The sequence below is a fragment of the Streptomyces sp. NPDC032940 genome (assembly GCF_040636935.1).
Classification (GTDB): Bacteria; Actinomycetota; Actinomycetes; order Streptomycetales; family Streptomycetaceae; genus Streptomyces.
In genome coordinates this window covers 143,778-163,345 of record NZ_JBEZVJ010000010.1, presented here as the reverse complement: position 1 = coordinate 163,345, position 19,568 = coordinate 143,778, and the positions used below count along the sequence as shown (strand labels likewise).

Annotated in this window: 23 protein-coding genes; 12 read left to right on the top strand and 11 right to left on the bottom strand. The window is 73.6% G+C overall.

Features of this window, described 5'->3' with window-relative positions:
- Window positions 1-13 precede the first annotated feature (13 nt).
- Window positions 14-919, top strand: a complete 906-nt coding sequence (locus AB0E77_RS15880; RefSeq protein WP_361570212.1) for a Gfo/Idh/MocA family oxidoreductase — start codon at window positions 14-16, stop codon at window positions 917-919.
- Here AB0E77_RS15880 and lnt read toward each other — a convergent pair.
- Window positions 843-2,417: an apolipoprotein N-acyltransferase gene (lnt, locus tag AB0E77_RS15875; RefSeq protein WP_361570209.1), complete on the bottom strand. Its 1,575-nt coding sequence runs from the start codon at window positions 2,415-2,417 to the stop codon at window positions 843-845. The two genes, AB0E77_RS15880 and lnt, sit on opposite strands and share 77 nt — an antisense overlap.
- Window positions 2,418-2,568: 151 nt before the next feature.
- Between lnt and AB0E77_RS15870 the strand changes: the two genes are divergently transcribed.
- A complete protein-coding gene (locus AB0E77_RS15870; RefSeq protein ID WP_361570207.1) occupies window positions 2,569-3,189 on the top strand; it encodes a DUF4291 domain-containing protein in 621 nt (206 codons plus the stop codon).
- Window positions 3,190-3,275: 86 nt separating this feature from the next.
- Window positions 3,276-4,016, top strand: a complete 741-nt coding sequence (locus tag AB0E77_RS15865) for an SDR family oxidoreductase (RefSeq protein ID WP_361570205.1) — start codon at window positions 3,276-3,278, stop codon at window positions 4,014-4,016.
- A gap of 25 nt (window positions 4,017-4,041) precedes the next feature.
- Here AB0E77_RS15865 and AB0E77_RS15860 read toward each other — a convergent pair whose 3' ends face one another.
- The 3 genes from AB0E77_RS15860 to AB0E77_RS15850 form a co-directional block, all read right to left on the bottom strand.
- A complete protein-coding gene (locus tag AB0E77_RS15860; protein WP_361570203.1) occupies window positions 4,042-4,221 on the bottom strand; it encodes a hypothetical protein in 180 nt (59 codons plus the stop codon).
- Between the two features lie 64 nt (window positions 4,222-4,285).
- Window positions 4,286-5,161: an undecaprenyl-diphosphate phosphatase gene (locus AB0E77_RS15855; RefSeq protein ID WP_361570201.1), complete on the bottom strand. Its 876-nt coding sequence runs from the start codon at window positions 5,159-5,161 to the stop codon at window positions 4,286-4,288.
- A 178-nt stretch (window positions 5,162-5,339) separates the two neighbouring features.
- The gene (locus AB0E77_RS15850; protein ID WP_361570198.1) at window positions 5,340-6,119 is read right to left on the bottom strand and encodes a VTT domain-containing protein; all 780 of its coding nucleotides are present in this window, start codon (window positions 6,117-6,119) and stop codon (window positions 5,340-5,342) included.
- A 49-nt stretch (window positions 6,120-6,168) separates the two neighbouring features.
- Between AB0E77_RS15850 and AB0E77_RS15845 the strand changes: the two genes are divergently transcribed.
- From AB0E77_RS15845 to AB0E77_RS15835, 3 genes are all read left to right on the top strand, one after another.
- A complete protein-coding gene (locus tag AB0E77_RS15845) occupies window positions 6,169-6,891 on the top strand; it encodes a DNA alkylation repair protein (RefSeq protein ID WP_361570196.1) in 723 nt (240 codons plus the stop codon).
- A 280-nt stretch (window positions 6,892-7,171) separates the two neighbouring features.
- Window positions 7,172-8,350 (top strand): elongation factor Tu, encoded by a 1,179-nt coding sequence (gene tuf, locus AB0E77_RS15840; protein WP_361570194.1) that lies wholly within the window; start codon window positions 7,172-7,174, stop codon window positions 8,348-8,350.
- 164 nt (window positions 8,351-8,514) lie between these two features.
- Window positions 8,515-9,306, top strand: coding sequence for a fused MFS/spermidine synthase (locus AB0E77_RS15835; protein ID WP_361570369.1), 792 nt, complete (start codon window positions 8,515-8,517; stop codon window positions 9,304-9,306).
- A 24-nt stretch (window positions 9,307-9,330) separates the two neighbouring features.
- Here the strand turns inward: AB0E77_RS15835 and AB0E77_RS15830 are convergent, their stop codons facing one another.
- Window positions 9,331-10,365, bottom strand: coding sequence for a hypothetical protein (locus AB0E77_RS15830; protein WP_361570192.1), 1,035 nt, complete (start codon window positions 10,363-10,365; stop codon window positions 9,331-9,333).
- Window positions 10,366-10,475: 110 nt separating this feature from the next.
- A complete protein-coding gene (locus tag AB0E77_RS15825; protein WP_361570190.1) occupies window positions 10,476-11,423 on the bottom strand; it encodes a hypothetical protein in 948 nt (315 codons plus the stop codon).
- A 91-nt stretch (window positions 11,424-11,514) separates the two neighbouring features.
- On the opposite strand from AB0E77_RS15825, the gene AB0E77_RS15820 reads away from it, so the two are divergent.
- Window positions 11,515-11,952, top strand: a complete 438-nt coding sequence (locus AB0E77_RS15820) for a DUF4442 domain-containing protein (RefSeq protein ID WP_077799663.1) — start codon at window positions 11,515-11,517, stop codon at window positions 11,950-11,952.
- Window positions 11,953-12,096: 144 nt separating this feature from the next.
- Window positions 12,097-12,732, top strand: a complete 636-nt coding sequence (locus tag AB0E77_RS15815; protein WP_361570188.1) for a DedA family protein — start codon at window positions 12,097-12,099, stop codon at window positions 12,730-12,732.
- 43 nt (window positions 12,733-12,775) lie between these two features.
- On the opposite strand, the gene AB0E77_RS15810 is transcribed toward AB0E77_RS15815, so the two are convergent.
- On the bottom strand, window positions 12,776-13,303 hold the full coding sequence (locus tag AB0E77_RS15810) for a gamma carbonic anhydrase family protein (RefSeq protein WP_361570186.1): 528 nt from the start codon (window positions 13,301-13,303) through the stop codon (window positions 12,776-12,778).
- A gap of 109 nt (window positions 13,304-13,412) precedes the next feature.
- Between AB0E77_RS15810 and AB0E77_RS15805 the strand changes: the two genes are divergently transcribed.
- Complete coding sequence (locus tag AB0E77_RS15805; RefSeq protein WP_361570184.1) at window positions 13,413-14,210, top strand: acyltransferase; 798 nt, start codon at window positions 13,413-13,415, stop codon at window positions 14,208-14,210.
- Between the two features lie 19 nt (window positions 14,211-14,229).
- Here AB0E77_RS15805 and AB0E77_RS15800 read toward each other — a convergent pair whose 3' ends face one another.
- On the bottom strand, window positions 14,230-15,087 hold the full coding sequence (locus AB0E77_RS15800) for a DMT family transporter (protein ID WP_361570182.1): 858 nt from the start codon (window positions 15,085-15,087) through the stop codon (window positions 14,230-14,232).
- Window positions 15,088-15,194: 107 nt separating this feature from the next.
- On the opposite strand from AB0E77_RS15800, the gene AB0E77_RS15795 reads away from it, so the two are divergent.
- Window positions 15,195-15,767, top strand: a complete 573-nt coding sequence (locus tag AB0E77_RS15795; protein WP_361570180.1) for an XRE family transcriptional regulator — start codon at window positions 15,195-15,197, stop codon at window positions 15,765-15,767.
- Between the two features lie 43 nt (window positions 15,768-15,810).
- Window positions 15,811-16,368 (top strand): YbaK/EbsC family protein, encoded by a 558-nt coding sequence (locus AB0E77_RS15790; RefSeq protein ID WP_361570178.1) that lies wholly within the window; start codon window positions 15,811-15,813, stop codon window positions 16,366-16,368.
- Window positions 16,369-16,381: 13 nt separating this feature from the next.
- On the opposite strand, the gene AB0E77_RS15785 is transcribed toward AB0E77_RS15790, so the two are convergent.
- Window positions 16,382-17,395 (bottom strand): cation diffusion facilitator family transporter, encoded by a 1,014-nt coding sequence (locus AB0E77_RS15785; RefSeq protein WP_361570176.1) that lies wholly within the window; start codon window positions 17,393-17,395, stop codon window positions 16,382-16,384.
- A gap of 80 nt (window positions 17,396-17,475) precedes the next feature.
- On the opposite strand from AB0E77_RS15785, the gene AB0E77_RS15780 reads away from it, so the two are divergent.
- The gene (locus AB0E77_RS15780) at window positions 17,476-17,835 is read left to right on the top strand and encodes a metalloregulator ArsR/SmtB family transcription factor (protein WP_361570174.1); all 360 of its coding nucleotides are present in this window, start codon (window positions 17,476-17,478) and stop codon (window positions 17,833-17,835) included.
- 34 nt (window positions 17,836-17,869) lie between these two features.
- Here the strand turns inward: AB0E77_RS15780 and AB0E77_RS15775 are convergent, their stop codons facing one another.
- The gene (locus tag AB0E77_RS15775; protein ID WP_361570172.1) at window positions 17,870-19,093 is read right to left on the bottom strand and encodes a 4-hydroxybenzoate 3-monooxygenase; all 1,224 of its coding nucleotides are present in this window, start codon (window positions 19,091-19,093) and stop codon (window positions 17,870-17,872) included.
- Between the two features lie 59 nt (window positions 19,094-19,152).
- On the bottom strand, window positions 19,153-19,560 hold the full coding sequence (locus AB0E77_RS15770) for a CoA-binding protein (protein WP_361570170.1): 408 nt from the start codon (window positions 19,558-19,560) through the stop codon (window positions 19,153-19,155).
- Window positions 19,561-19,568 lie beyond the last annotated feature (8 nt).

Below are 19,568 nucleotides of genomic sequence, written 5' to 3'. Positions count from 1 at the left end.
AGGAGTACACCCCGTGAAGGTCGGTTGCATCGGACTCGGCGACATCGCGCAGAAGGCCTACCTGCCGGTGCTCTCCGTCCTGCCCGGTGCCGAGCTGCACCTGCAGACCCGCACCCCCGCGACCCTCGGCCGCGTCGCCGACGGCCTGCGGATCCCCGAGGGGCAGCGTCACACCGACCTCGACTCCCTCCTCGCCCAGGATCTCGACGCCGCCTTCGTCCACGCGCCGACGGCGGTCCACCCCGAGATCGTGACGAGGCTCCTGGAAGCGGGCGTACCGACCTACGTCGACAAGCCGCTCGCCTACGAACTCGCCGACTCCGAGCGGCTGGTGGAGCTCGCCGAGCGGCGCGGCACGAGCCTCGCCGTCGGCTTCAACCGGCGCCACGCCCCCGGGTACGCGCAGTGCGCCGAGCACCCGCGCGAGCTGATCCTCATGCAGAAGAACCGCACGGGGCTCCCCGAGGAGCCGCGCACGATGATCCTCGACGACTTCATCCACGTCGTCGACACCCTGCGCTTCCTGGTGCCGGGCCCGGTCGACGACGTCACCGTGCGCTTCCGCGCCGAGGACGGCCTGCTCCACCACGTCGTGCTCCAGCTCGCCGGGGACGGCTTCACCGCGCTCGGCGTGATGAACCGGCTCAGCGGCTCGTCCGAGGAGGTCCTCGAGGTCTCCGGCCAGGACACCAAGCGCCAGGTGGTCAACCTCGCCGAGGTGATCGACCACAAGGGCCAGCCGACCGTGCGGCGTCGCGGCGACTGGGTGCCGGTGGCCCGGCAGCGCGGCATCGAGCAGGCCGTGCTCGCCTTCCTCGACGCCGTGCGCGCGGGCGAGGTGCTCAGTGCCCGGGACGCGCTGGCGACCCATGAGCTGTGCGAGCGGGTGGTACGCGCGGTGACGGATCCGACCGCCTGAGCCGCAGCGTCCGCACCCCGTCGACGGCGGCCCAGGCCGCCAGGACCAGCAGCGCCCCGTGCACCGTCCAGTCGCCGAAGCGGACGTACGGGGTGGTGCCGTGCGCGAGCGGCACGTCGTACACCCGCGCCTCGCTCGCGTCGGTGCCCAGCCAGGCGCCGATCCGCGCACCCGTCGCGTCATGGACGGCGGAGACCCCGGTCAGCGTCGCGTGGACCATCGGCCGGCCGGTCTCGGCGGCGCGCAGCGCGGCCAGCGAGGCATGCTGCGCGGGCGCCCAGGTGTCCTGGAACGTCGACGTGGACGACTGGGCGAGCAGCACCTCGGCACCGTCGGCGGCCAGATGCCGGCTCATGTCGGGGAAGGCGCTCTCGAAGCACACCATCGGACCGACCCGCAGCCCCTTGCCGACGTCCATCACGACCTGCTCCGAGCCGCGCCGGCGGTCCTCGCCCGCCGCCTTGCCGACGGAGGTGGCCCAGCCGAGCAGTGAGCGCGCCGGCACGTACTCCCCGAAGGGGACCAGCCGCATCTTGTCGTACCGGTCGCCGGTCGGGCCGTCCGGGCCGACGAGCACCGAGCTCTTGTAGATGCCGGGCTTGTCCGAGCGCCGCGCGTCCACGTTGACCAGGATGTCCGCGCCGGTCTCCCGGGTCAGGGCGGCCAGCCGCCGCGCCAGGTCCGGCCGGTCGTCCAGGTCGAAGCCGACGCTGCTCTCACCCCAGACGATCAGGTCGACGCCCCGGCCCGCCAGTTCGCGGGTGAGCTGTTCCTCCCGGTCGAAGCGCCGGTCGGCGCTGTCGCGGCCGGCCACGACGCCGGGCTGCACCACGGCGACGGCGACGTGCTCGCCGGTGTCGGGGCGCGGCGCCCACACCCAGGCGGCGGACGTGGCGGCGGCGGTGGCGACGAGCCCGGCCACGGCGGGCACGCGCGCCCGGCGGACGGCGATCAGGACGGCGAGCGCCACGTTGACGGCCACCACCAGGAAGCTGAGCAGCCACACCCCGCCGACCGAGGCGAGCCGCAGCGCCGGGGCGACCTGCCACTGGCTCGCGCCGATCATGCCCCAGGGACCGCCGAGTCCCTGCCAGGACCGGACCAGCTCCACGGCCAGCCAGCCCGACGGCAGCACCAGGAGCGCCGCCGCGACGCCCCGGCCCGACGGGGCCCCGCCCAGCAGCCGCCGCACCATCCAGCCCCACGGCGCCCAGAGCACGCCGAGCAGCGCGGCGATGACGAACGTGAACACGTGCAGGCTGGGCAGCAGCCAGTGGTGCATGGCCAGCATGAACCCGAACCCCGCGCACCAGCCGTCGTACACCGCCCGCCGCCCCGTCGGCGCACCGCGCGCCAGCAGCAGCCAGGGGACGAGGGCCACCCAGGCCCACCACCACAGGGCGGGGCCGGGGAAGGCGAGGACGGGCAGCGCGCCGGCGAGCACGGCGACGGCCGAGCGCCGCCAGGGGGAGGTGAGCCAGTGGCCGAGCGACTTCATGGGCGGCTCCCTACCCGGTGGTGCTTTCAGTGTGCGCTCTCGGCGCGGACCCGTTCAGTTGATCACACCGGCGGCGCGCCGACCGGGCAGGCGCCGCACCGGGGCGATATTCGGTGGCCGCGGACGGGTGCGGACGCCGATTCTTTCCGGCATGAACGAGCAGAACGATCACAACGATCAGCCGGAACCCCGGTTCCGCGTACGTGCCCGCCACACCGACTCCACGGTCACCGTGTACCAGGCCTACCGCCCGGAAATCGGCCGCGCGGCGGCCCGCGACGGGCATTTCCCGTCCTCCTGGAAGCGCGACCGCATGACCTGGATCAAGCCCTCGTTCCTGTGGATGATGTACCGCTGCGGATGGGGCACCAAGGAGAACCAGGAGACGGTCCTATCCGTCGAGATCGACCGGGAGGGCTTCGTCTGGGCGCTGCACAACGCCTGTCTGTCCCACTACGTCCCCGATCTGCACGGCGACAAGGAGACCTGGCAGCGGCAGCTCTGCCGGGCGCCCGCGCGCGTGCAGTGGGACCCCGAACGCGATCTGCGCCTCGCCCCGCTGCCGTACCGGTCGCTGCAGCTGGGCCTGGCCGGGGAGGCGGCGGCGCGGTACGCCGACGAGTGGATCGTGGGCATCGAGGACGTGACGCCGCTCGCCGCCGAGATCCACGGGCTCGTCAAGGCCGGCGAGAACGAGCGGGCCACCGCGCTGCTGCCGGTGGAACGGCCGCTGCCGCTGGAGGACGGCGCCCTGGAGCACCTCTGCCGGTGAGCCGGGCACGGAGCCTGGGCAGGCGGGCGATCCCCGCCTAGGATGATCGATGATCGATCAAAAACGCTCGCGCAGGAGGTTGGACCATGACCCGTCCCGTCACCGTCGTCACCGGAGGCAGCCGGGGGATCGGCGCCGCGACCTGCCTGCGTCTCGCCTCCGACGGACACGACGTCGTCGTCGGCTACGTTCGCGACCGGGCGGCCGCCGACGCGGTCGCGGCCGGGGTGCGGGAGACGGGCGGCCGTGCCCTCACGGTGCGGGCCGACACCTCGGTCGAGGCCGACGTCGATCACCTCTTCGACACGGCGGAGCGTGAACTCGGCCCGGTGACCGGCCTCGTGAACAACGCGGCGGTGACCGGCCCGCTGGGGCGCCTCGCCGACAGCGACACCGCGGACCTGCGCCGGGTCGTCGACGTCAACCTGCTGGGCGCGCTGCTGTGTGCCCGCCGCGCCGCACAACTGATGACGTCGCGGGGGAGCGGGGCGATCGTCAACGTGTCGTCGGGCGCCGCGACCCTCGGCAGCCCGGGGGAGTACGTCCACTACGCGGCGTCCAAGGCGGGCGTCGACGCCCTCACCGTGGGCCTGTCCAAAGAGCTCGGCCCGGCCGGGGTCCGCGTCAACGCCGTCGCGCCGGGCGTCGTCGACACCGACATGCATGCCGCCATGGGCGACCCGGACCGGGCCCGGAGGATGGGTGCGGCCGTACCGCTGGGGCGTGCGGGCCGGGCCGAGGAGATCGCGGCGGCCGTCGCCTGGCTGATGTCACCGGACGCGTCCTACACGACGGGGACGGTCCTGCGGGTCGCGGGCGGACGCTGAGGCGCACGCTACGCCGCGCCAGACCCTAGGCGGCCTCGATGATCTCGCAGCGGATCGCGGCGGCCCACTCGACGACCAGCAGCTCGTACTCCACTCGCTCCTGAGCCGACAGGGATCCGCCCGCACGTCGCCACAGGGAGCGGATCTGGTCGTTCAGCTCCGCGGCGGAACGCACGGAACCAGGGGTCACGTAATCGGGGGACATGCGGACAAGCCTAGGGGCAAGCACTGACACTGCGCTACCGGACGGCTACGCAGGCATATGCCCGTCAGCCGGCGGACTCGGCGGCGTGCGGGCTGAGCACCCCGGCCGCGACCAGGCCGATGATGAGGATGCCGAGCGCGATGCGGTACCAGACGAACGGCATGAAGCTCTTGGTGGAGATGAACTTCATGAACCACGCGATCACGACATATCCCGTGCCGAAGGCGATGACCGTCGCGAACAGCGTCGGGCCCCAGGAGACGTGGTCGCTCTCCATGGCGTCCTTGAGCTCGAACAGGCCGGAGGCGAGCACCGCGGGGACCGCGAGCAGGAACGAGTACCGGGCCGCGGCCTCGCGCCGGTAGCCCATGAAGAGACCGCCGCTGATGGTCGCGCCGGAGCGGGAGACGCCCGGGACGAGGGCCATGGCCTGGCAGAGGCCGTAGATCAGGCCGTCCCGGACGCCCAGGTTGTCCAGATCCTTGCGCTGCTTCGGCGCCCGGTGCCGGCCGCCCTGCTCGTCCCGGGCCGCCAGCCGGTCCGCGATGCCGATGATCACGCCGACGACGATCAGCATGGTCGCGGTGATGCGCAGGTCGCGGAACGGCCCCTCGATCTGGTCCTTCAGCGTCAGGCCGAGCACGCCGATCGGGACCGAGCCGATGATCACCAGCCACCCCATGCGGGCGTCCGGGTCGCGGCGCATCTCCTTGTTCGTGAGCGAGCGGGTCCAGGCCGAGATGATCCGCCCGATGTCCTTGCGGAAGTAGATGAGGACGGCGGCCTCCGTGCCGATCTGGGTGATCGCCGTGAAGGCCGCCCCCGGGTCGTGCCAGCCGGAGAACGCCGCGGTCAGGCGCAGGTGCGCGCTGGAGGACACGGGGAGGAACTCGGTCAGCCCCTGGACGAGTCCGAGGATGAGGGATTCAAACCAAGACATGAAGTTACGGAGTCCAAGTGCCGATCGAGGAACGGTCGATGGACACACCGAGCCACCGTCCGCGGTGATCAGGATCAGGCGTGTCGAGGGGCAGCGTAGCGCCCCGAAATGACGGGCGGACGACAGGGGGGACGGCCCCCGCCGCTGTCCGCGTCGGCGGTCCGCGGGCAGGCGGCCGTCAGTGCCCGCGCAGCCGGTGTCGCCTGCGCCAGGCCACCACCGCGCCGGCCAGCCCCGGCAGGGCGATGCAGGCCATGGCGATCAGGAAGGCCGGCGAGGTCGGCGTCGAGGCGCGCGCGCCGGCGACGGCGTAGGCGGCGGTGTTCGGGATCGAGCCGAGGCCCGTCGCCAGCAGGAAGGGCAGCAGGCCCATGCGGGAGACGGCCGCGCAGTAGTTGGCGGCGGCGAACGGCACCCCCGGGAACAGCCGCGCCGCCAGCATCGAGCGGAAGCCGTGCCGGCTCAGCTGCCCGTCCGCCGCCTTCAGCCACTTGCCCCGCAGCAGCGGACGCAGCGCCTCCTGGCCCAGCACCCGGCCGAGACAGAAGGCTATGCCCGCGCCCAGCACCGTCCCCGCCAGGGCGGAGGCGAGGCCCAGCTGCGAGCCGAAGAGGGCACCCGCGGCCAGGTTGAGCAGCGGACGCGGTACGAAGGCGACGGTGCACAGCCCGTACGCCACCGCGTAGGCGAGCGCCGCCGCGGCGCCCCCGAGCTGTGGCGGCCAGCCGTTCGTCAGCAGCCGCTGCGGCTGGAACAGCACCACCGCCGTCCCGGCCGACGCCAGCAGGGCGACGAGCAGCGAGAAGCGGGACCACGGGGAGAGCAGGACTCTCGTCGCGCGGGCGGCGAGACCGGGCGGTGCGACGGGCCCGGCGGCCGTGGCGACGGCGACCTCCGTCGCGGCGGCCCGGGGAGAGGCCGTGATGGTGCCCCCAGAGCGGGTGGTGGCATCGAGCATCCGGCGACACTAACCGACATATGTGTGTGATCGCCGTAGGGTGCGTCTCATGAGCGTCACAGACGCGGGAATTCCGGACGTGCCGCACAGCCCTCTCGCCGACACCGTGATGGAGCGGCTCACCGCCGTGTACACCGGTGCCGCCGACCCCGAGCGGGCCGTGGCGATGCAGGCGTACATGAAGCACGTGGCCCCTTTCCTGGGCCTGACCACGCCTGTTCGCCGTGCCCTGTCCCGCACGGTCCTGGACGGTCTGCCCCGCCCGGACGAGGCGGACCGCACCGCGATCGCGCTGCGCTGCTGGCGGCTGCCCGAGCGCGAGTACCACTACTTCGCCGTCGACCTCCTGCGCCGTCATGTGACGTACTGCTCCTCGGATTTCCTGCCGGTGGTCCGGCATCTGCTCACCACCGTCCCCTGGTGGGACACCGTCGACCTGCTCGCCGCGCACGTCGTCGGCGGGCTGGTCGCGGCCGACCGCGGTCTGACGGCCGACATGGACGCCTGGATCGCGGACGACGACCGCTGGCTGGTCCGCGCCGCCCTCCTCCACCAACTGCGCTACCGGGAACGCACCGACAGCGACCGTCTCTTCGGCTACTGCCGGCGCCGGTCGGGACACCCCGACTTCTTCGTCCGCAAGGCCATCGGCTGGTGCCTGCGCGAGTACGCGAAGACCGACCCCGGCGCCGTACGCGCCTTCGTGGCCGCGCACGAGCGGGCCCTCGCCCCACTGTCCGTGCGAGAGGCGCTGCGGAACATCGGTCCCTAGCGCCGGGCGGGCAGGCGTCCTCGGGGCGGACCGTCCCGCCGGGAAAAGCATTCGACGTGGGACGACGCCTCGGCGATGATCGGCGTCATGTTCCGGTACGCCTTCCACCTCGCAGCATCCGCGGTCGCGGATGCCCCGAAGGCTGCCGTTCCCCACTTCACCGCCGCAGTCGACGGCGCCCGAAGCTGACCCTCCCCGGATCGTCCGGCGGACCCCGCAGGGGGAGGGTCGGCCGGCCCCAGGGGTCCCCACCACCGCCACGAGGCTTCGAGGTACCGCCATGTCCAAGACGGCGTACGTCCGCACCAAACCGCATCTGAACATCGGCACGATGGGCCATGTCGACCACGGCAAGACCACCCTGACCGCCGCCATCACCAAGGTGCTCGCCGAGCGCGGCGCCGACAGCAGCACCCGGTATGTCTCGTTCGACCGCATCGACCGCGCCCCGGAGGAGGCGGCGCGCGGCATCACCATCAACATCGCGCACGTCGAGTACGAGACCGACACCCGGCACTACGCGCACGTCGACATGCCCGGCCACGCCGACTACGTGAAGAACATGGTCACCGGCGCCGCCCAGCTCGACGGCGCGATCCTCGTCGTCTCGGCGCTGGACGGGATCATGCCCCAGACCGCCGAACACGTGCTGCTCGCCCGGCAGGTGGGCGTCGACCACATCGTGGTCGCGCTCAACAAGGCCGACGCGGGCGACGAGGAGCTGACCGACCTCGTCGAGCTGGAGGTCCGCGAGCTGCTGACCGCGCACGGCTACGGCGGCGACGCCGTGCCCGTCGTACGGGTCTCCGGACTGAAGGCCCTGGAGGGCGACCCGCGGTGGACGGCGTCCGTCGAGGCGCTGCTCGACGCCGTGGACACCTATGTGCCCGTGCCCGAGCGGTATCTCGACGCGCCGTTCCTGCTGCCGGTGGAGAACGTCCTCACCATCACCGGCCGCGGCACCGTCGTCACCGGTGCCGTCGAGCGCGGCACGATCCGGGTCGGCGACCGGGTCGAGGTGCCCGGCGCCTCCGTCGAGACGGTCGTCACCGGGCTGGAGACCTTCGGCAAGCCCATGGAGGAGGCGCAGGCCGGGGACAACGTGGCGCTGCTGCTGCGCGGGGTCGCCCGCGACACGGTGCGACGGGGGCACGTGGTCGCCGCGCCCGGCAGCGTGGTGCCCGCGCGGCGCTTCACCGCCCAGGTGTACGTGCTGTCGGCGCGCGAGGGCGGGCGCACCACGCCGGTCGCGACCGGGTACCGGCCGCAGTTCTACCTCCGCACCGCGGACGTGGTCGGGGACGTCGACCTCGGCGAGACGGCCGTCGCCCGACCCGGGGACACCGTCACGATGACGGTGGAGCTGGGGCGGGACATGCCGCTCGAGACCGGCCTCGGGTTCGCCGTCCGCGAGGGCGGGCGGACGGTGGGTGCGGGGACGGTGACGTCCGTCGGGTGAGAACCCGTGCCCTCCGGCGCGGCCGGCCGGGGGGCGGGACCGTCGTGGACGGTCCCGCCCCCGCGGCGGCTTCGCCCGGCCCGCACAATGGAGAGGTGAACCACGAGGGACCGGACGAAGCCATACCCGTCAGCCGCGTCACCGGCCACGGCACCGTGAAGCTCATGCCGGACGTCGACCGGCCACGGGCCTGGCTGCTCACCGTCGACGGGGCGCCGCAGTCCTACGTCGACCTGGACGAGCCGGCCCACCTGGAGTTCGAGTACACGCGGCGGCTCGGCCACGCCCTGGACACCGTGGCGGAGCCGGGCCGTCCGCTGGACGTGCTGCACCTCGGCGGGGGCGCGTTCACCTTGCCCCGGTACGTGCACGTGACGCGGCCCGGGTCGCGGCAGGACGTCGTGGAGGCCGACCTCGGTCTGCTGGACCTGGTCGCAGGGCACCTGCCGCTGCCGGACGGCGCCGGCATCACCGCGCACGGCGCCGACGCGCGGGCCTGGCTGGAGGCGGCACCCGCGGACTCGTTCGACGTGATCGTCGCCGACGTCTTCGGCGGCTCCCGCGTGCCCGCGCACCTGACGACCCTGTCCTGGGCCCGGGAGGCCGAGCGGGTCCTGCGGGGCGACGGCGTCTATCTGGCCAACCTCGCCGACGCGGCGCCGTTCGCCTTCCTGCGCTCGCAACTCGCCGCCTTCGCCGCGCTCTTCGAGGAGCTGGCGCTGGTGGCCGAACCGGGCGTGCTGCGCGGACGCCGCTTCGGCAACGCCGTCCTCGTCGCCGCGCACCGGCCCCTCGACACGGCGGAGCTGGCCCGGCGCACCGCCGCCGACGCCTTCCCGGCCCGCGTCGCGCACGGCCCCGCGCTGCGGGACTTCATCGGCGACGCGCGGCCGGTGCGGGACGAGGACGCCCAGCCGTCGCCCGAGCCTCCCGCAGGGGCGTTCGGCATCGGCTGAGCGACGGCGTGACGGACGGCAGGCTCAGCTCTCGGTCGGCGGGGCCTCGGTCAGGCGCACGGTGGACAGGATCTTCTGGATCGTCGCCTCGGGGATCTCGTCCTTGACGCCCTTGGCTCCGTAGAGGTTCCAGGTGACGAAGTTGCCCGCGCCGTTCTTGAAGGCGAACGTGATCGCCTTGCCCTCGCTGTCGCACTTCCCCTTCTGCGGGGTGCCCTCGGAGTGGGCCGTGGCGACGCTGCCCTTGATGCCGGAGGCCGTGGTGTAGTCCTTCGGCTTGTCGTACTTGACGCTCTTGCGGTCCGGCTCCGTGTAGCCGCCGTAGATCCACCACGGCACCCGGGTCTCGGCCGCCTCGGCGGTGGTCTTGGCGCCGTCCTCACCGCGGGTGCCGGCGGTGGCGAGGGCGGTGCTCTCCTTGCGGCCGTCCTTGTTGGAGTCCTCGGTGCACCACTCGGACTTGAGGTAGGCCGGGGCGGTGACGGTGGTGCGTTCCGTCTTGCCCTTCTCCTCCCACTCGAACCCGACGCTCGTGTCGGTGCTCTCGATCTCCCAGTCGGCCGGCACGTCGAACATGGTGCCGAAGCGCGGGTTGGCGACGACCTTCCAGCCCTCGACGGTCGGCTTCAGCTCGCCGCCGCCGCGCGGGTTGTCGTCGCCGGACGCGCTCGGATCGACCGTCGGGGACGCGGACTTGGTGGCGGTCGCGGTCGGCTTCGCGTCCTTGCCGCCGTCGGCCTCGTCGTCCTTGTCGCCGCCCAGCACCAGGAATCCGGTCACGCCGGCGGCCACCACCACGGCGAGCGACGCGACGATCGCGACCAGCTTCGTCCGGTTGCCGCCACCGCCACCGCCACCGCCGCTCCCGCCGACGACGGTCGGCGGCTCGGGCGGGCCGGGGGGCTGGTGGGCGCCCCACTGCGGCTGCTGTCCGTACGGACCGGGCTGCTGCTGGTAGCCGGGCTGCTGATACGGATTCGGCTGCTGGTACCCCGGCTGCTGGTACGGGTTGTTCTGCGGATTCTGCTCGCCCCCGGGCGGCTGCTGTCCTGGCCACATGTGCAGTCACCCTAGTGCGGTGCAGGACACGTTTCGGTCACTGCCCCTTGTCAGGGACGTACCGAAGCGGACGGCCGGCGGGCGGCGCGCGGGCGGCGGTGCCGCGTTCCTCAGGAGTCCGACGGCGTGAACTGCCGGACGGTGCCGGCGATCTGCCGGACCATGGCGTCCGGCACCTCGTCACCGACGCGCGCGGCACCGACGAACGACCAGGACACCAGGTCGCCGTCGGCGGACTTGAAGGCGAAGGTCGTGGCCTTGCCGTCGATGTCGCACTTGCCCCGCTTCACCACTCCGGCCGACCGGGAGGTGGTCAGGCTGCCGGTGATGCCGGAGGCGGTGGTGAAGGAGACCACCGGCTCCGTCCTGATCGCCTTCCGGTCGGGCTGGGTGAACGCCCCGTACACCCACTCCGCCGAGTCGGCCCGGGCGATCTCCTCGGTGCTCCGCGCCCCGTCGTTGCCCCGGGTCCCGGCGGAGGCGAGGGGCGTGTGGTCCACCGAGCCGTCCTTGTCGTCGTCCGAGGAGCACCACTCCTCCTGGAGCACGGCCGGGGCCCTCATGGCGATCAGCGGCTTGTCGTCGGGGTCCGCGTCGTCCGTGACGAAGCTGACCCAGTCGGGCGACTGCCGCTTCCAGGAGGCCGGTACGTCGAAGGCGATGTCGAGGTCCGTGTTCACCACGGTGTTCCAGCCGGAGACGGTCGGCTGGGGGGCGTCGTCCGCGTTCCGCGGGTCGCCGGAGGGTGAGGGGGCGGACGCCGACGACGCGACCGGGTCAGGCTCGGCCCGGTCGTCCTCGCCGCCGCCGAGCAGGACCACTCCGGCCACGGCGGCGGTCACCACGACGGCCGTCGCCGCGACGATCGCCACCACCTTCGTGCGGCGTCCGTCCGGCCCGCCGCCCGGCGGCGGACCCGCCGTGACCGTGGGTGCGTTCCACGGGACGGGCGGCTGCTGACCGGGGTGCGCGGTGTGCTGCTGGTAGCCGGGCTGCTGATACGGATTCGGCTGCCCGGAGTGCGGACCCCCGGCGGATGACTGCTCTCCTGGCCACATGGCCGGCAAGCATAAGGCGATCACCGCGGGTGTCCGGCTCTGGCCCCCGGATGCTACTCATGGGTAACCTACCGCCATGAGCGCAGATCAGATGTCGATCGGCGAGTTGCTCGCCGCCACGGTGCCGATGGTCAGGACCCTGAACCTCGAGTACCTGGAGACCACCCCCGAGAAGGCGGTCCTGGCCCTGCCGGACCAGAGCGAGTACCGCAACCACGTCGGCGGACCGCACGCCGGAGCCATGTTCACACTGGGCGAGTCGGCCAGCGGGGCGATCGTCCTGGCCGCCTTCGGCGACCAGCTCTCCCGCGCCGTGCCGCTGCCGGTCACCGCCGAGATCGCGTTCAAGAAGATCGCCCTGGGCCCGGTCACCGCCACCGCCACCCTCGGCCGGCCGATCGCCGAGGTCGTCGCGGAACTGGACGAGGGCAAGCGCCCCGAGTTCCCGGTGAGCGTCGCCATCCGGCGCGAGGACGGTGCCGTGACCGGGGAGATGACCGTGGTGTGGACCCTGCGGCCCAACGGCTGAGGCCGGTGATCCCGGCCGAGGCCCGGGCCGGGCACGACCGCGCGGACCGGTAGGCTTCCCGGGTGCGCCTCCACCGAGGCGCACCCGGGAAGCGGCGGGGCAGGCACCCGCGCACGGCAGGGACGCGAATCGGAGGATGTGGCGTTGCACGTCCAGGAGTGGCTCGACACGGTGCCCGCGGCGGCCGTCTACGCCGTCGTCGGACTGGTCATCGGTCTGGAGAGCCTCGGCATCCCGTTGCCCGGCGAGATCATCCTGGTCTCGGCGGCCCTGCTCTCCTCCCAGCACGGCGGTGTCGACCCGCTGATCCTCGGCGCCTGCGCCAGCGCGGGCGCGGTGATCGGCGACTCCATCGGCTACGCCATCGGCCGCAAGGGCGGCAGGCCCCTGCTGGCCTGGCTGGGCCGGAAGTTCCCGAAGCACTTCAGCGAGGGGCACATCGCCACCGCCGAGCGGTCCTTCCAGAAGTGGGGCATGTGGGCCGTGTTCTTCGGCCGCTTCGTCGCCCTGCTGCGCATCTTCGCCGGCCCGCTGGCGGGCGTGCTGCGGATGCCGTACTGGAAGTTCCTGATCGCCAACGTCCTGGGCGGCATCGTCTGGGCGGGCGGGACCACCGCCGTCATCTACTACGTCGGCGTCGTCGCCGAGTCCTGGCTGAAGCGCTTCTCGTGGCTGGGCCTGGTCGCCGCCGTCCTCATCGGCGTCGCCTCCATGCTCGTCGTCCGGCGCAAGGCGGCGAAGGCCCGGCCGGAACCGGAGCCCGTCACCGCCGGCGACTGACGCACCCGCCCGCGCCGGGCGTCCCCGCGCCCTGCCGTGCCGCTCAGTCGTGGATGCCGTCGTGGGCCTTCGCCAGTTCCGCGTACATCGTGCCGTTGAGGGTAACGCCCTGACGCTCCTCCTCCGTCAGCTCGCGCCGCACCTTCGCCGGGACGCCGGCGACCAGGGAGCCCGGGGGCACGACCATGCCCTGCGGGACGAGTGCCTGGGCGGCCACCAGGGAACCGGCGCCGATCACCGCTCCGTTGAGGACGGTGGCGCCCATGCCGATCAGGCAGTCGTCCTCGACGGTCGCCCCGTGCACCACCGCGTTGTGCCCGATGGAGACGCGCTCGCCGACCGTGACGGGGAAGCCGGGGTCGGCGTGGAGCGTGCAGTTGTCCTGGACGTTGCTGCTCGCCCCGACGGTGATCCGCTCGACGTCGCCGCGCAGCACCGCGCCGTACCAGACGCTCGCCCCCGCGTGCAGCGTCACGTCCCCGATGACCGTGGACGTCGGGGCCACGAAGGCCTCGGCGTCCACCTTCGGGTCCTTGCCGCCGATGCCCTTGATCAGCGCCCTGTGCGTCATCGTCGCCTCCTGCTCGGGTGTGGTGCAGTGCACCGTACGCCACCCGGTGGGGTGAAGATCACAGGCCTCCGGCGCCTTGCCGGCGCCGCGCGCTGAGTACCGTGAGCGGGTGCCGAAGCGCAAGAACACGTTCTCGTCCTGGTCCACCCGCCTCGCGCAGCGCGCCGTCCACGCGGGGTGGGCCTGGATACAGCGCACCGGCTCCGTCACCGCCGCGCACCCCGGGCGCTTCCGCTTCGGCGCCCTGGGCACGGGCACCCGGCTCGCCTTCCCGCTCGGCACGGTCTTCGGCGAGCCCTGGATCCACGTCGGCGCCCACTGCATCATCGGCGAGCAGGTCACCCTGACCGCCGGGCTCATGCCCGACCTCGACCTCGGTCCCGAGCCCATCCTGCGCATCGGCGACGGGGTCGTCCTCGGCCGCGGCAGCCACGTCATCGCGGACACCACCGTCACCATCGGCAGCGACTGCTACTTCGGCCCGTACGTCTACGTCACCTCCACCAACCACTCCTACGACGACCCGCACCAGCCCATCGGCAAGCAGTGGCCCCGGATGGAGCCGGTGGAGATCGGCCCCGGCTGCTGGATCGGCACCGGCGCGGTGATCCTGCCCGGCGCGCGGATCGGACGGAACGTGGTGGTCGCCGCCGGTGCCGTGGTCCGGGGCGCGGTCCCCGACCACGCCGTGGTGGCGGGCGCCCCCGCCCGCGTCGTACGGCGCTGGACGCCGGCGGAGGGCTGGCAGCCGCCCCTGCGGACCCCGGCTCCCGTGCCGGTGCCCGACGGGGTGACACCGGAGCAACTGCGGGCGCTGGCCCGGCTGGACGAGGATGCGGTGGCCCGGCTGGCCGAGCTGGACGGCCCCGCTCCCGAGAAGCTCGCGGAGCCCGCCGCGGAGGCCTGAGCCCCGGGCACCGCCCGCCTCAGCCCGCCGCCAGCAGCAGCGTGCCCACCAGGGCCAGGCCCGCGCCGGCCGCCTGGACGCCGCGCAGCCGTTCGCTCAGGAGACCGCGGGCCGCCAGCGCCGTCACCACCGGGTAGAGCGAGGCGAGCACCGCGGCCACCGTGACGGGGCCGTGCTGGGCGGCGACCGAGTAGGTGCCGTTCGCGGCGACGTCGGCGAGGCCGACGAAGGCCAGCGCCGGCAGCGCCCTCCAGACGAAGCCGCCCGGCGGCAGCGCGGGTGCACCACGCCGGACGGACGCCCACAGTGCGAGGCCGCCCGCGGCGACATTGGTGACGCGCTGCACGAACAGGGCGAGGAAGAGACCGGTGAGCGTGGTCGACGCCTCGGCGATCAGGGACATCACCGCGCCGAACCCGAAGGCCGCGACCAGTGTGAGCAGGACCGCCCGGCGCTGCACCGGAGCGCCCCGCAGCTGGGGACCGCCGGCGAGCACGACCCCGGCGACGGCGGTCAGGATGCCGGCGAACTGCGGCAGCCCGGGGCGCTCGCCCAGGACCAGTCCCACGGTGACCGGGACGGCCACGCCGATCGAGCCGAGCGGTGAGACGACACCCATCGGACCGAGCGCCAGGGCCTTGTAGAAGGCGAGCATCGCCACCGGCCCGACCAGCCCCGCGGCGACGGCGAACCACAGGTGCGGCGACGCCTCGCTCCAGGCGCCGGTGACCGCGACGATCGTGCCGAGCACGGCGACGGCGATCGACTGCGACACGACGACCACCGTGAGCGCGGGCGTGCGCCGGGTCAGCGTGCCGCCGCCGAAGTCGGCCAGGCCCCACAGGAGGCTGGTGGCCAGGGCGAAGAGCGCTGTCATGATCCAGTCGCCTCGCAGTACAGTTCGATGAACGATCAGGTGCCATCAGGTGCAGTCCACGGTAGTTCAGTGCACTGCACCACGTCATCCAAAATAATGGACGGAATGTGTCGGACCTCGACCTGCTGACCCAGTCCCTGGCGCGGAACGTCAAGCGCTGGCGCACCGAGCGCGGCTTCACGCTGGACGCGCTGGCCGCGCGGGCCGGTGTCAGCCGCGGCATGCTCATCCAGATCGAGCAGGCCCGCACCAACCCCAGCCTCGGCACGGTCGTCAAGATCGGTGACGCGCTCGGCGTCAGCATCACCACCCTGCTCGACTACGAACAGGGCCCGGCGGTCCGCATCGTCCCCGCCGAGCAGGCCGTACGGCTCTGGCACACCGGCGGCGGCAGCTACAACCGGCTGCTCGCCGGAGCCGAGGCCCCCGGCCCCCTGGAGATGTGGGACTGGCGGCTGATGCCGGGCGAGAGCAGCCCCTCCGACCCGCACCCCGCCGGCACGGTCGAGCTCGTCCACGTCACGTCCGGGGAGCTGACGCTCACCGTGGACGGCGTCGCCCACCGCGTCCCCACGGGCGCGAGCGCCTCCTTCGAGGCGGCCACCCCGCACACGTACGGCAACGAGGGCGAGGAACCCATGGAGATGATCATGGCCGTGTCGGTGCCGCCCGTCCGGTGAGACGACCGGCCGCCGGGCGGCCCGGAGTTGTTAGCGTGCGGCCATGCACGCACCCATCGGACACTTCGACAGCGCCACGCCCGCGCCGGACTGCCTCGACGAACTGACCGCCCCGGTCGCCGACGCCGTGCGCACCTGGCGCGGCAGCGTCCCCGCCGAGCAGATCGTCTACGTCGACACCGACCCGCAGTGGGCCGACACCGCCGTCTTCGTCGAGCACTACGGCCGCGACCTGCTGGAGCGGTCCGCGAACTGCGTCGTGGTCACCGGCAAGCGGGGCGGCGAGACCACGCTCGCCGCGTGCGTGGTGCTCTCCACGACCCGGGTCGACGTCAACGGGGCCGTGCGCCGTCAGCTCGGCGCCCGCAAGGCGTCGTTCGCCCCGATGGACACGGCGACGGGCGCGAGCGGCATGGAGTACGGCGGGATCACCCCGGTCGGCCTGCCCGCCGACTGGCCGGTGCTGGTCGACTCGGCCGTCGTCGACCTGCCCTACGTCCTCGTCGGCAGCGGACGCCGGCGCGGCAAGCTGCTGGTCCCGGGCAAGGCCCTCGCGGAGCTGCCCGGCGCCGTGGTGCTGGACGGCCTGGGCGTCGCCTGACGTCCCGGCCCGGTCATGCGGGGGCGTGGTGGGCCAGCGCCAGATGCGGGTCGCTCTCGCCAGGCGCCGGCGCCGGGTCGGCGTGGACGAGGGCGGCGGTGAGCCGCGGCACGGCGTGCAGCAGGGCGTGCTCGGCCTCGACGGCGATGCGGTGGGCCGCACGGACCGTCGCCCCGCCGTCCACGACGACCGCCACCTCGGCGCGCAGCCGGTGCCCGATCCAGCGCAGCCGCAGCTCACCCACCGCGCGCACGCCGGGCACCTCGGCCAGGGCCCGCTCCGCCCGGTCCACCAGCGCCGGGTCGACGGCGTCCATCAGCCGCCCGCACACCTCACGGGCCGCCTTCCCCAGGACGAGTACGATCGCCGCCGTGATCGCCAGCCCCACGACCGGGTCGGCGAGCCGCCACCCCAGGGCCGCGCCCCCGGCGCCGAGCAGCACGGCCAGGGACGTGAAGCCGTCCGTGCGGGCGTGCAGTCCGTCGGCCACCAGCGCGGCGGAGCCGATCTCCCGGCCGACGCGGATGCGGTAGCGGGCCACCCACTCGTTGCCGGCGAAACCCGCCAGCGCTGCCGCCGCCACCACCGGGAGGTGCGCGACCGGGCGCGGGTCCAGCAGTCGGTCCACCGCCGTCCACGCCGCGAGCGCGGCGGACGCGGCGATCGTCAGCACGATCACGACCCCCGCCAGGTCCTCCGCGCGCCCGTAGCCGTACGTGAAGCGGCGGGTGGCCGCCCGCCGGCCCAGGACGAAGGCGATGCCCAGGGGGACGGCGGTCAGGGCGTCCGCCGTGTTGTGCACGGTGTCCCCGAGCAGGGCCACCGACCCGGAGACGGCCACCACGACCGCCTGGGCCAGCGCCGTCGCGCCGAGCGCCGCGAGCGACACCCACAGCGCGCGCAGACCGCGGGCCGAGGACTCCAGGGCGGGATCGATCCGGTCGGCGCTCTCGTGGGAGTGCGGGGCGAGGAGGTGCGCGAGGCGGTGGCGCCGGGAGGCTTCGGGGTGACGGTGCGGGTCGCTCACGGGGTTCCCCTTCCGGTGGGCCCGGTGGATCCGGTGCGGTCGGGTGGACGGGTGACCGCCCACGGCGCCATTATGTGCGTATGAGCGCACGCACGCACCTGTCAGCTGCGCAGGATGCGCATCCGCACACCCCGGGCGAGGAACAGTTCGCCCTCGCCGCCGAACTCCTCGCCCTGCTGGGCGACCGTACCCGGCTCACCCTGCTGCACGCCCTGTCCGGCGGCGAGGCCGACGTGGGCACGCTCACCGAGGCGTGCGGTGCCGCCCGGCCCGCGGTCAGCCAGCACCTCGCCAGGCTGCGGCTGGCCGGTCTGGTCGACACCCGCAAGGAGGGCCGCCGCGTCGTCTACTCGCTCCGGGACGGACACCTGCGCCGCCTGGTCGGCGAGGCGCTGAACGTCGCCGACCACCGGCTCGGCGACCGGCCGCCCCACGGCTGAGACGCGCGGAGGCCCGCCGCCCGGGGCCGCGGGGTCAGCCGGTCGCCGCCGTGCCGAGATACTGCTCGGCGAACGCCGTCGCCGCGGTCCGGGAGGCGAACAGCCGGCGGAGCCGGGCCTGGGTGAGGCCCGCGCGGTACGGGTCGCCCGACGCCGTGCCGTGGTACACCTCCGAGAGCCACTGCGAGAACTCCTGGCAGTCCCACACCCGGGCGAGACAGGCGGCCGAGTAGCCCGCCAGCCCCCTCTCGTCGCCCTCGGTGAGCCGGGCCACCAGCGCGTCGCCGAGCAGGAAGGCGTCGTGCAGCGCGAGATTCATGCCCTTGGCGGCGATGGGCGCGGTCAGATGGGCGGCGTCACCGGCGAGACAGAGCCGTCCGGACACCATGGACGTGACGACGTAGCCGTGCATGCCGAGGACGCGCTTCTCGATCAGCCGCCCCTCCCGCAGCGGCGGTGCGCCCCGCGCGCCGAGGCGCTCCCGCAGCTCCGTCCAGACCCGGTCGTGCGGCCAGTCCGCCGGGTCGTCGCCCGGCGGGCACTGCAGGTAGTAGCGGGTCACGTCGGGGCCGCGCTGCATATGACCCGCGAAGCCGCGCGGATGCATGCCGAAGACGACGCAGTCGCAGGACGGCGGCGCCTCGGCGAGAAGCGCCAGCCAGCCGACGCCGTAGTCGTACCGCGAGAGCCCGGCTCGTCCCGCCGGCAGCGCCGTACGCGTCACGCCGTGCGCGCCGTCGCAGCCGGCGACGAACTCGCACTCCACCACGCGGCGCTCACCGGACTCCGGGCAGAGGTACGACACCGAGGGCCGGTCCGACTCCAGGTCGTTCAGCCGGACGTCCCGCACCCCGAACCGGATCGCGCCGCCGCGCACGTCCGCGTACTCCCGCACCAGGTCCGTCACCAGGAACTGCTGCGGATAGACGTAATGGTGCTGCCCCGTCAGCTCGGTGTACCGCAGCCGGTGCCGTTCCCCGGCGAAGCGGAACTCGCACTCCGTGTGCCGCTGGGCGCGGGCCGGCAGGTTCCGCGTGAGCCCGCGCCGTTCCAGCCCGCGCACGGCCCACTCCTCGAGGACCCCGGCCCGGGGCCGCCGCTCGATGAACTCGCGGCTCTCGGTCTCCAGTACCAGGCAGTCGACGCCGGCGGCGCGCAGGACGGCGCCTACGGTGAGCCCGGCGGGGCCGGCGCCCACGACCACGACCCGACGACGTCCTCGGGCACCGGAACCGGGGTGGGGGGAGGCGGCGGTCACAGGGGCATTATGTCGGCGCCCCACGCCGGCGGGAACGCCCGTGACGGCCGCGGGTCCGCCTATCCGAGCCGCGGGATCTCGATCGCCGGGCAGCGGTCCATGACCATCTCCAGGCCCGCGGTGCGGGTCCGCCCGTACGCCGCCTCGTCGATCACGCCGAGCTGGAACCAGACCCCGCGGGCCCCCTTGGCGACGGCCTCGTCGGCCACCGCGCCGGCGAGGTCGCTGTTGACGAACACGTCGACCACGTCCACGTCGAACGGGATGTCGGCGAGGGAGGCGTACCCCTGCTCGCCGTGCACCGTCTCCGCCTTGGGGTGCACCGGCACCACCCGTTTGCCGAAGCGCTGGAGCACCCGGGCGACGCCGTACGCGGCGCGCTGCCGGTTCGACGACAGGCCGACCACCGCCCAGGTGTCGCCCAGCTCGGTGAGGATCTTGCGGACGGTTGCCTCGTCGCCGTACACCGGCGGCC

Excerpts from the sequence above, each read along its gene's own strand:
- lnt (WP_361570209.1), bottom strand. The coding sequence starts at position 2,417 with ATGAAGTCGCTCGGCCACTGGCTCACCTCCCCCTGGCGGCGCTCGGCC.
- AB0E77_RS15870 (WP_361570207.1), top strand. The coding sequence starts at position 2,569 with ATGAACGAGCAGAACGATCACAACGATCAGCCGGAACCCCGGTTCCGC.
- AB0E77_RS15865 (WP_361570205.1), top strand. The coding sequence starts at position 3,276 with ATGACCCGTCCCGTCACCGTCGTCACCGGAGGCAGCCGGGGGATCGGC.
- AB0E77_RS15860 (WP_361570203.1), bottom strand. The coding sequence starts at position 4,221 with ATGTCCCCCGATTACGTGACCCCTGGTTCCGTGCGTTCCGCCGCGGAG.
- AB0E77_RS15855 (WP_361570201.1), bottom strand. The coding sequence starts at position 5,161 with ATGTCTTGGTTTGAATCCCTCATCCTCGGACTCGTCCAGGGGCTGACC.
- AB0E77_RS15850 (WP_361570198.1), bottom strand. The coding sequence starts at position 6,119 with ATGCTCGATGCCACCACCCGCTCTGGGGGCACCATCACGGCCTCTCCC.
- AB0E77_RS15845 (WP_361570196.1), top strand. The coding sequence starts at position 6,169 with ATGAGCGTCACAGACGCGGGAATTCCGGACGTGCCGCACAGCCCTCTC.
- tuf (WP_361570194.1), top strand. The coding sequence starts at position 7,172 with ATGTCCAAGACGGCGTACGTCCGCACCAAACCGCATCTGAACATCGGC.
- AB0E77_RS15835 (WP_361570369.1), top strand. The coding sequence starts at position 8,515 with ATGCCGGACGTCGACCGGCCACGGGCCTGGCTGCTCACCGTCGACGGG.
- AB0E77_RS15830 (WP_361570192.1), bottom strand. The coding sequence starts at position 10,365 with ATGTGGCCAGGACAGCAGCCGCCCGGGGGCGAGCAGAATCCGCAGAAC.
- AB0E77_RS15825 (WP_361570190.1), bottom strand. The coding sequence starts at position 11,423 with ATGTGGCCAGGAGAGCAGTCATCCGCCGGGGGTCCGCACTCCGGGCAG.
- AB0E77_RS15820 (WP_077799663.1), top strand. The coding sequence starts at position 11,515 with ATGTCGATCGGCGAGTTGCTCGCCGCCACGGTGCCGATGGTCAGGACC.
- AB0E77_RS15810 (WP_361570186.1), bottom strand. The coding sequence starts at position 13,303 with ATGACGCACAGGGCGCTGATCAAGGGCATCGGCGGCAAGGACCCGAAG.
- AB0E77_RS15800 (WP_361570182.1), bottom strand. The coding sequence starts at position 15,087 with ATGACAGCGCTCTTCGCCCTGGCCACCAGCCTCCTGTGGGGCCTGGCC.
- AB0E77_RS15790 (WP_361570178.1), top strand. The coding sequence starts at position 15,811 with ATGCACGCACCCATCGGACACTTCGACAGCGCCACGCCCGCGCCGGAC.
- AB0E77_RS15780 (WP_361570174.1), top strand. The coding sequence starts at position 17,476 with ATGAGCGCACGCACGCACCTGTCAGCTGCGCAGGATGCGCATCCGCAC.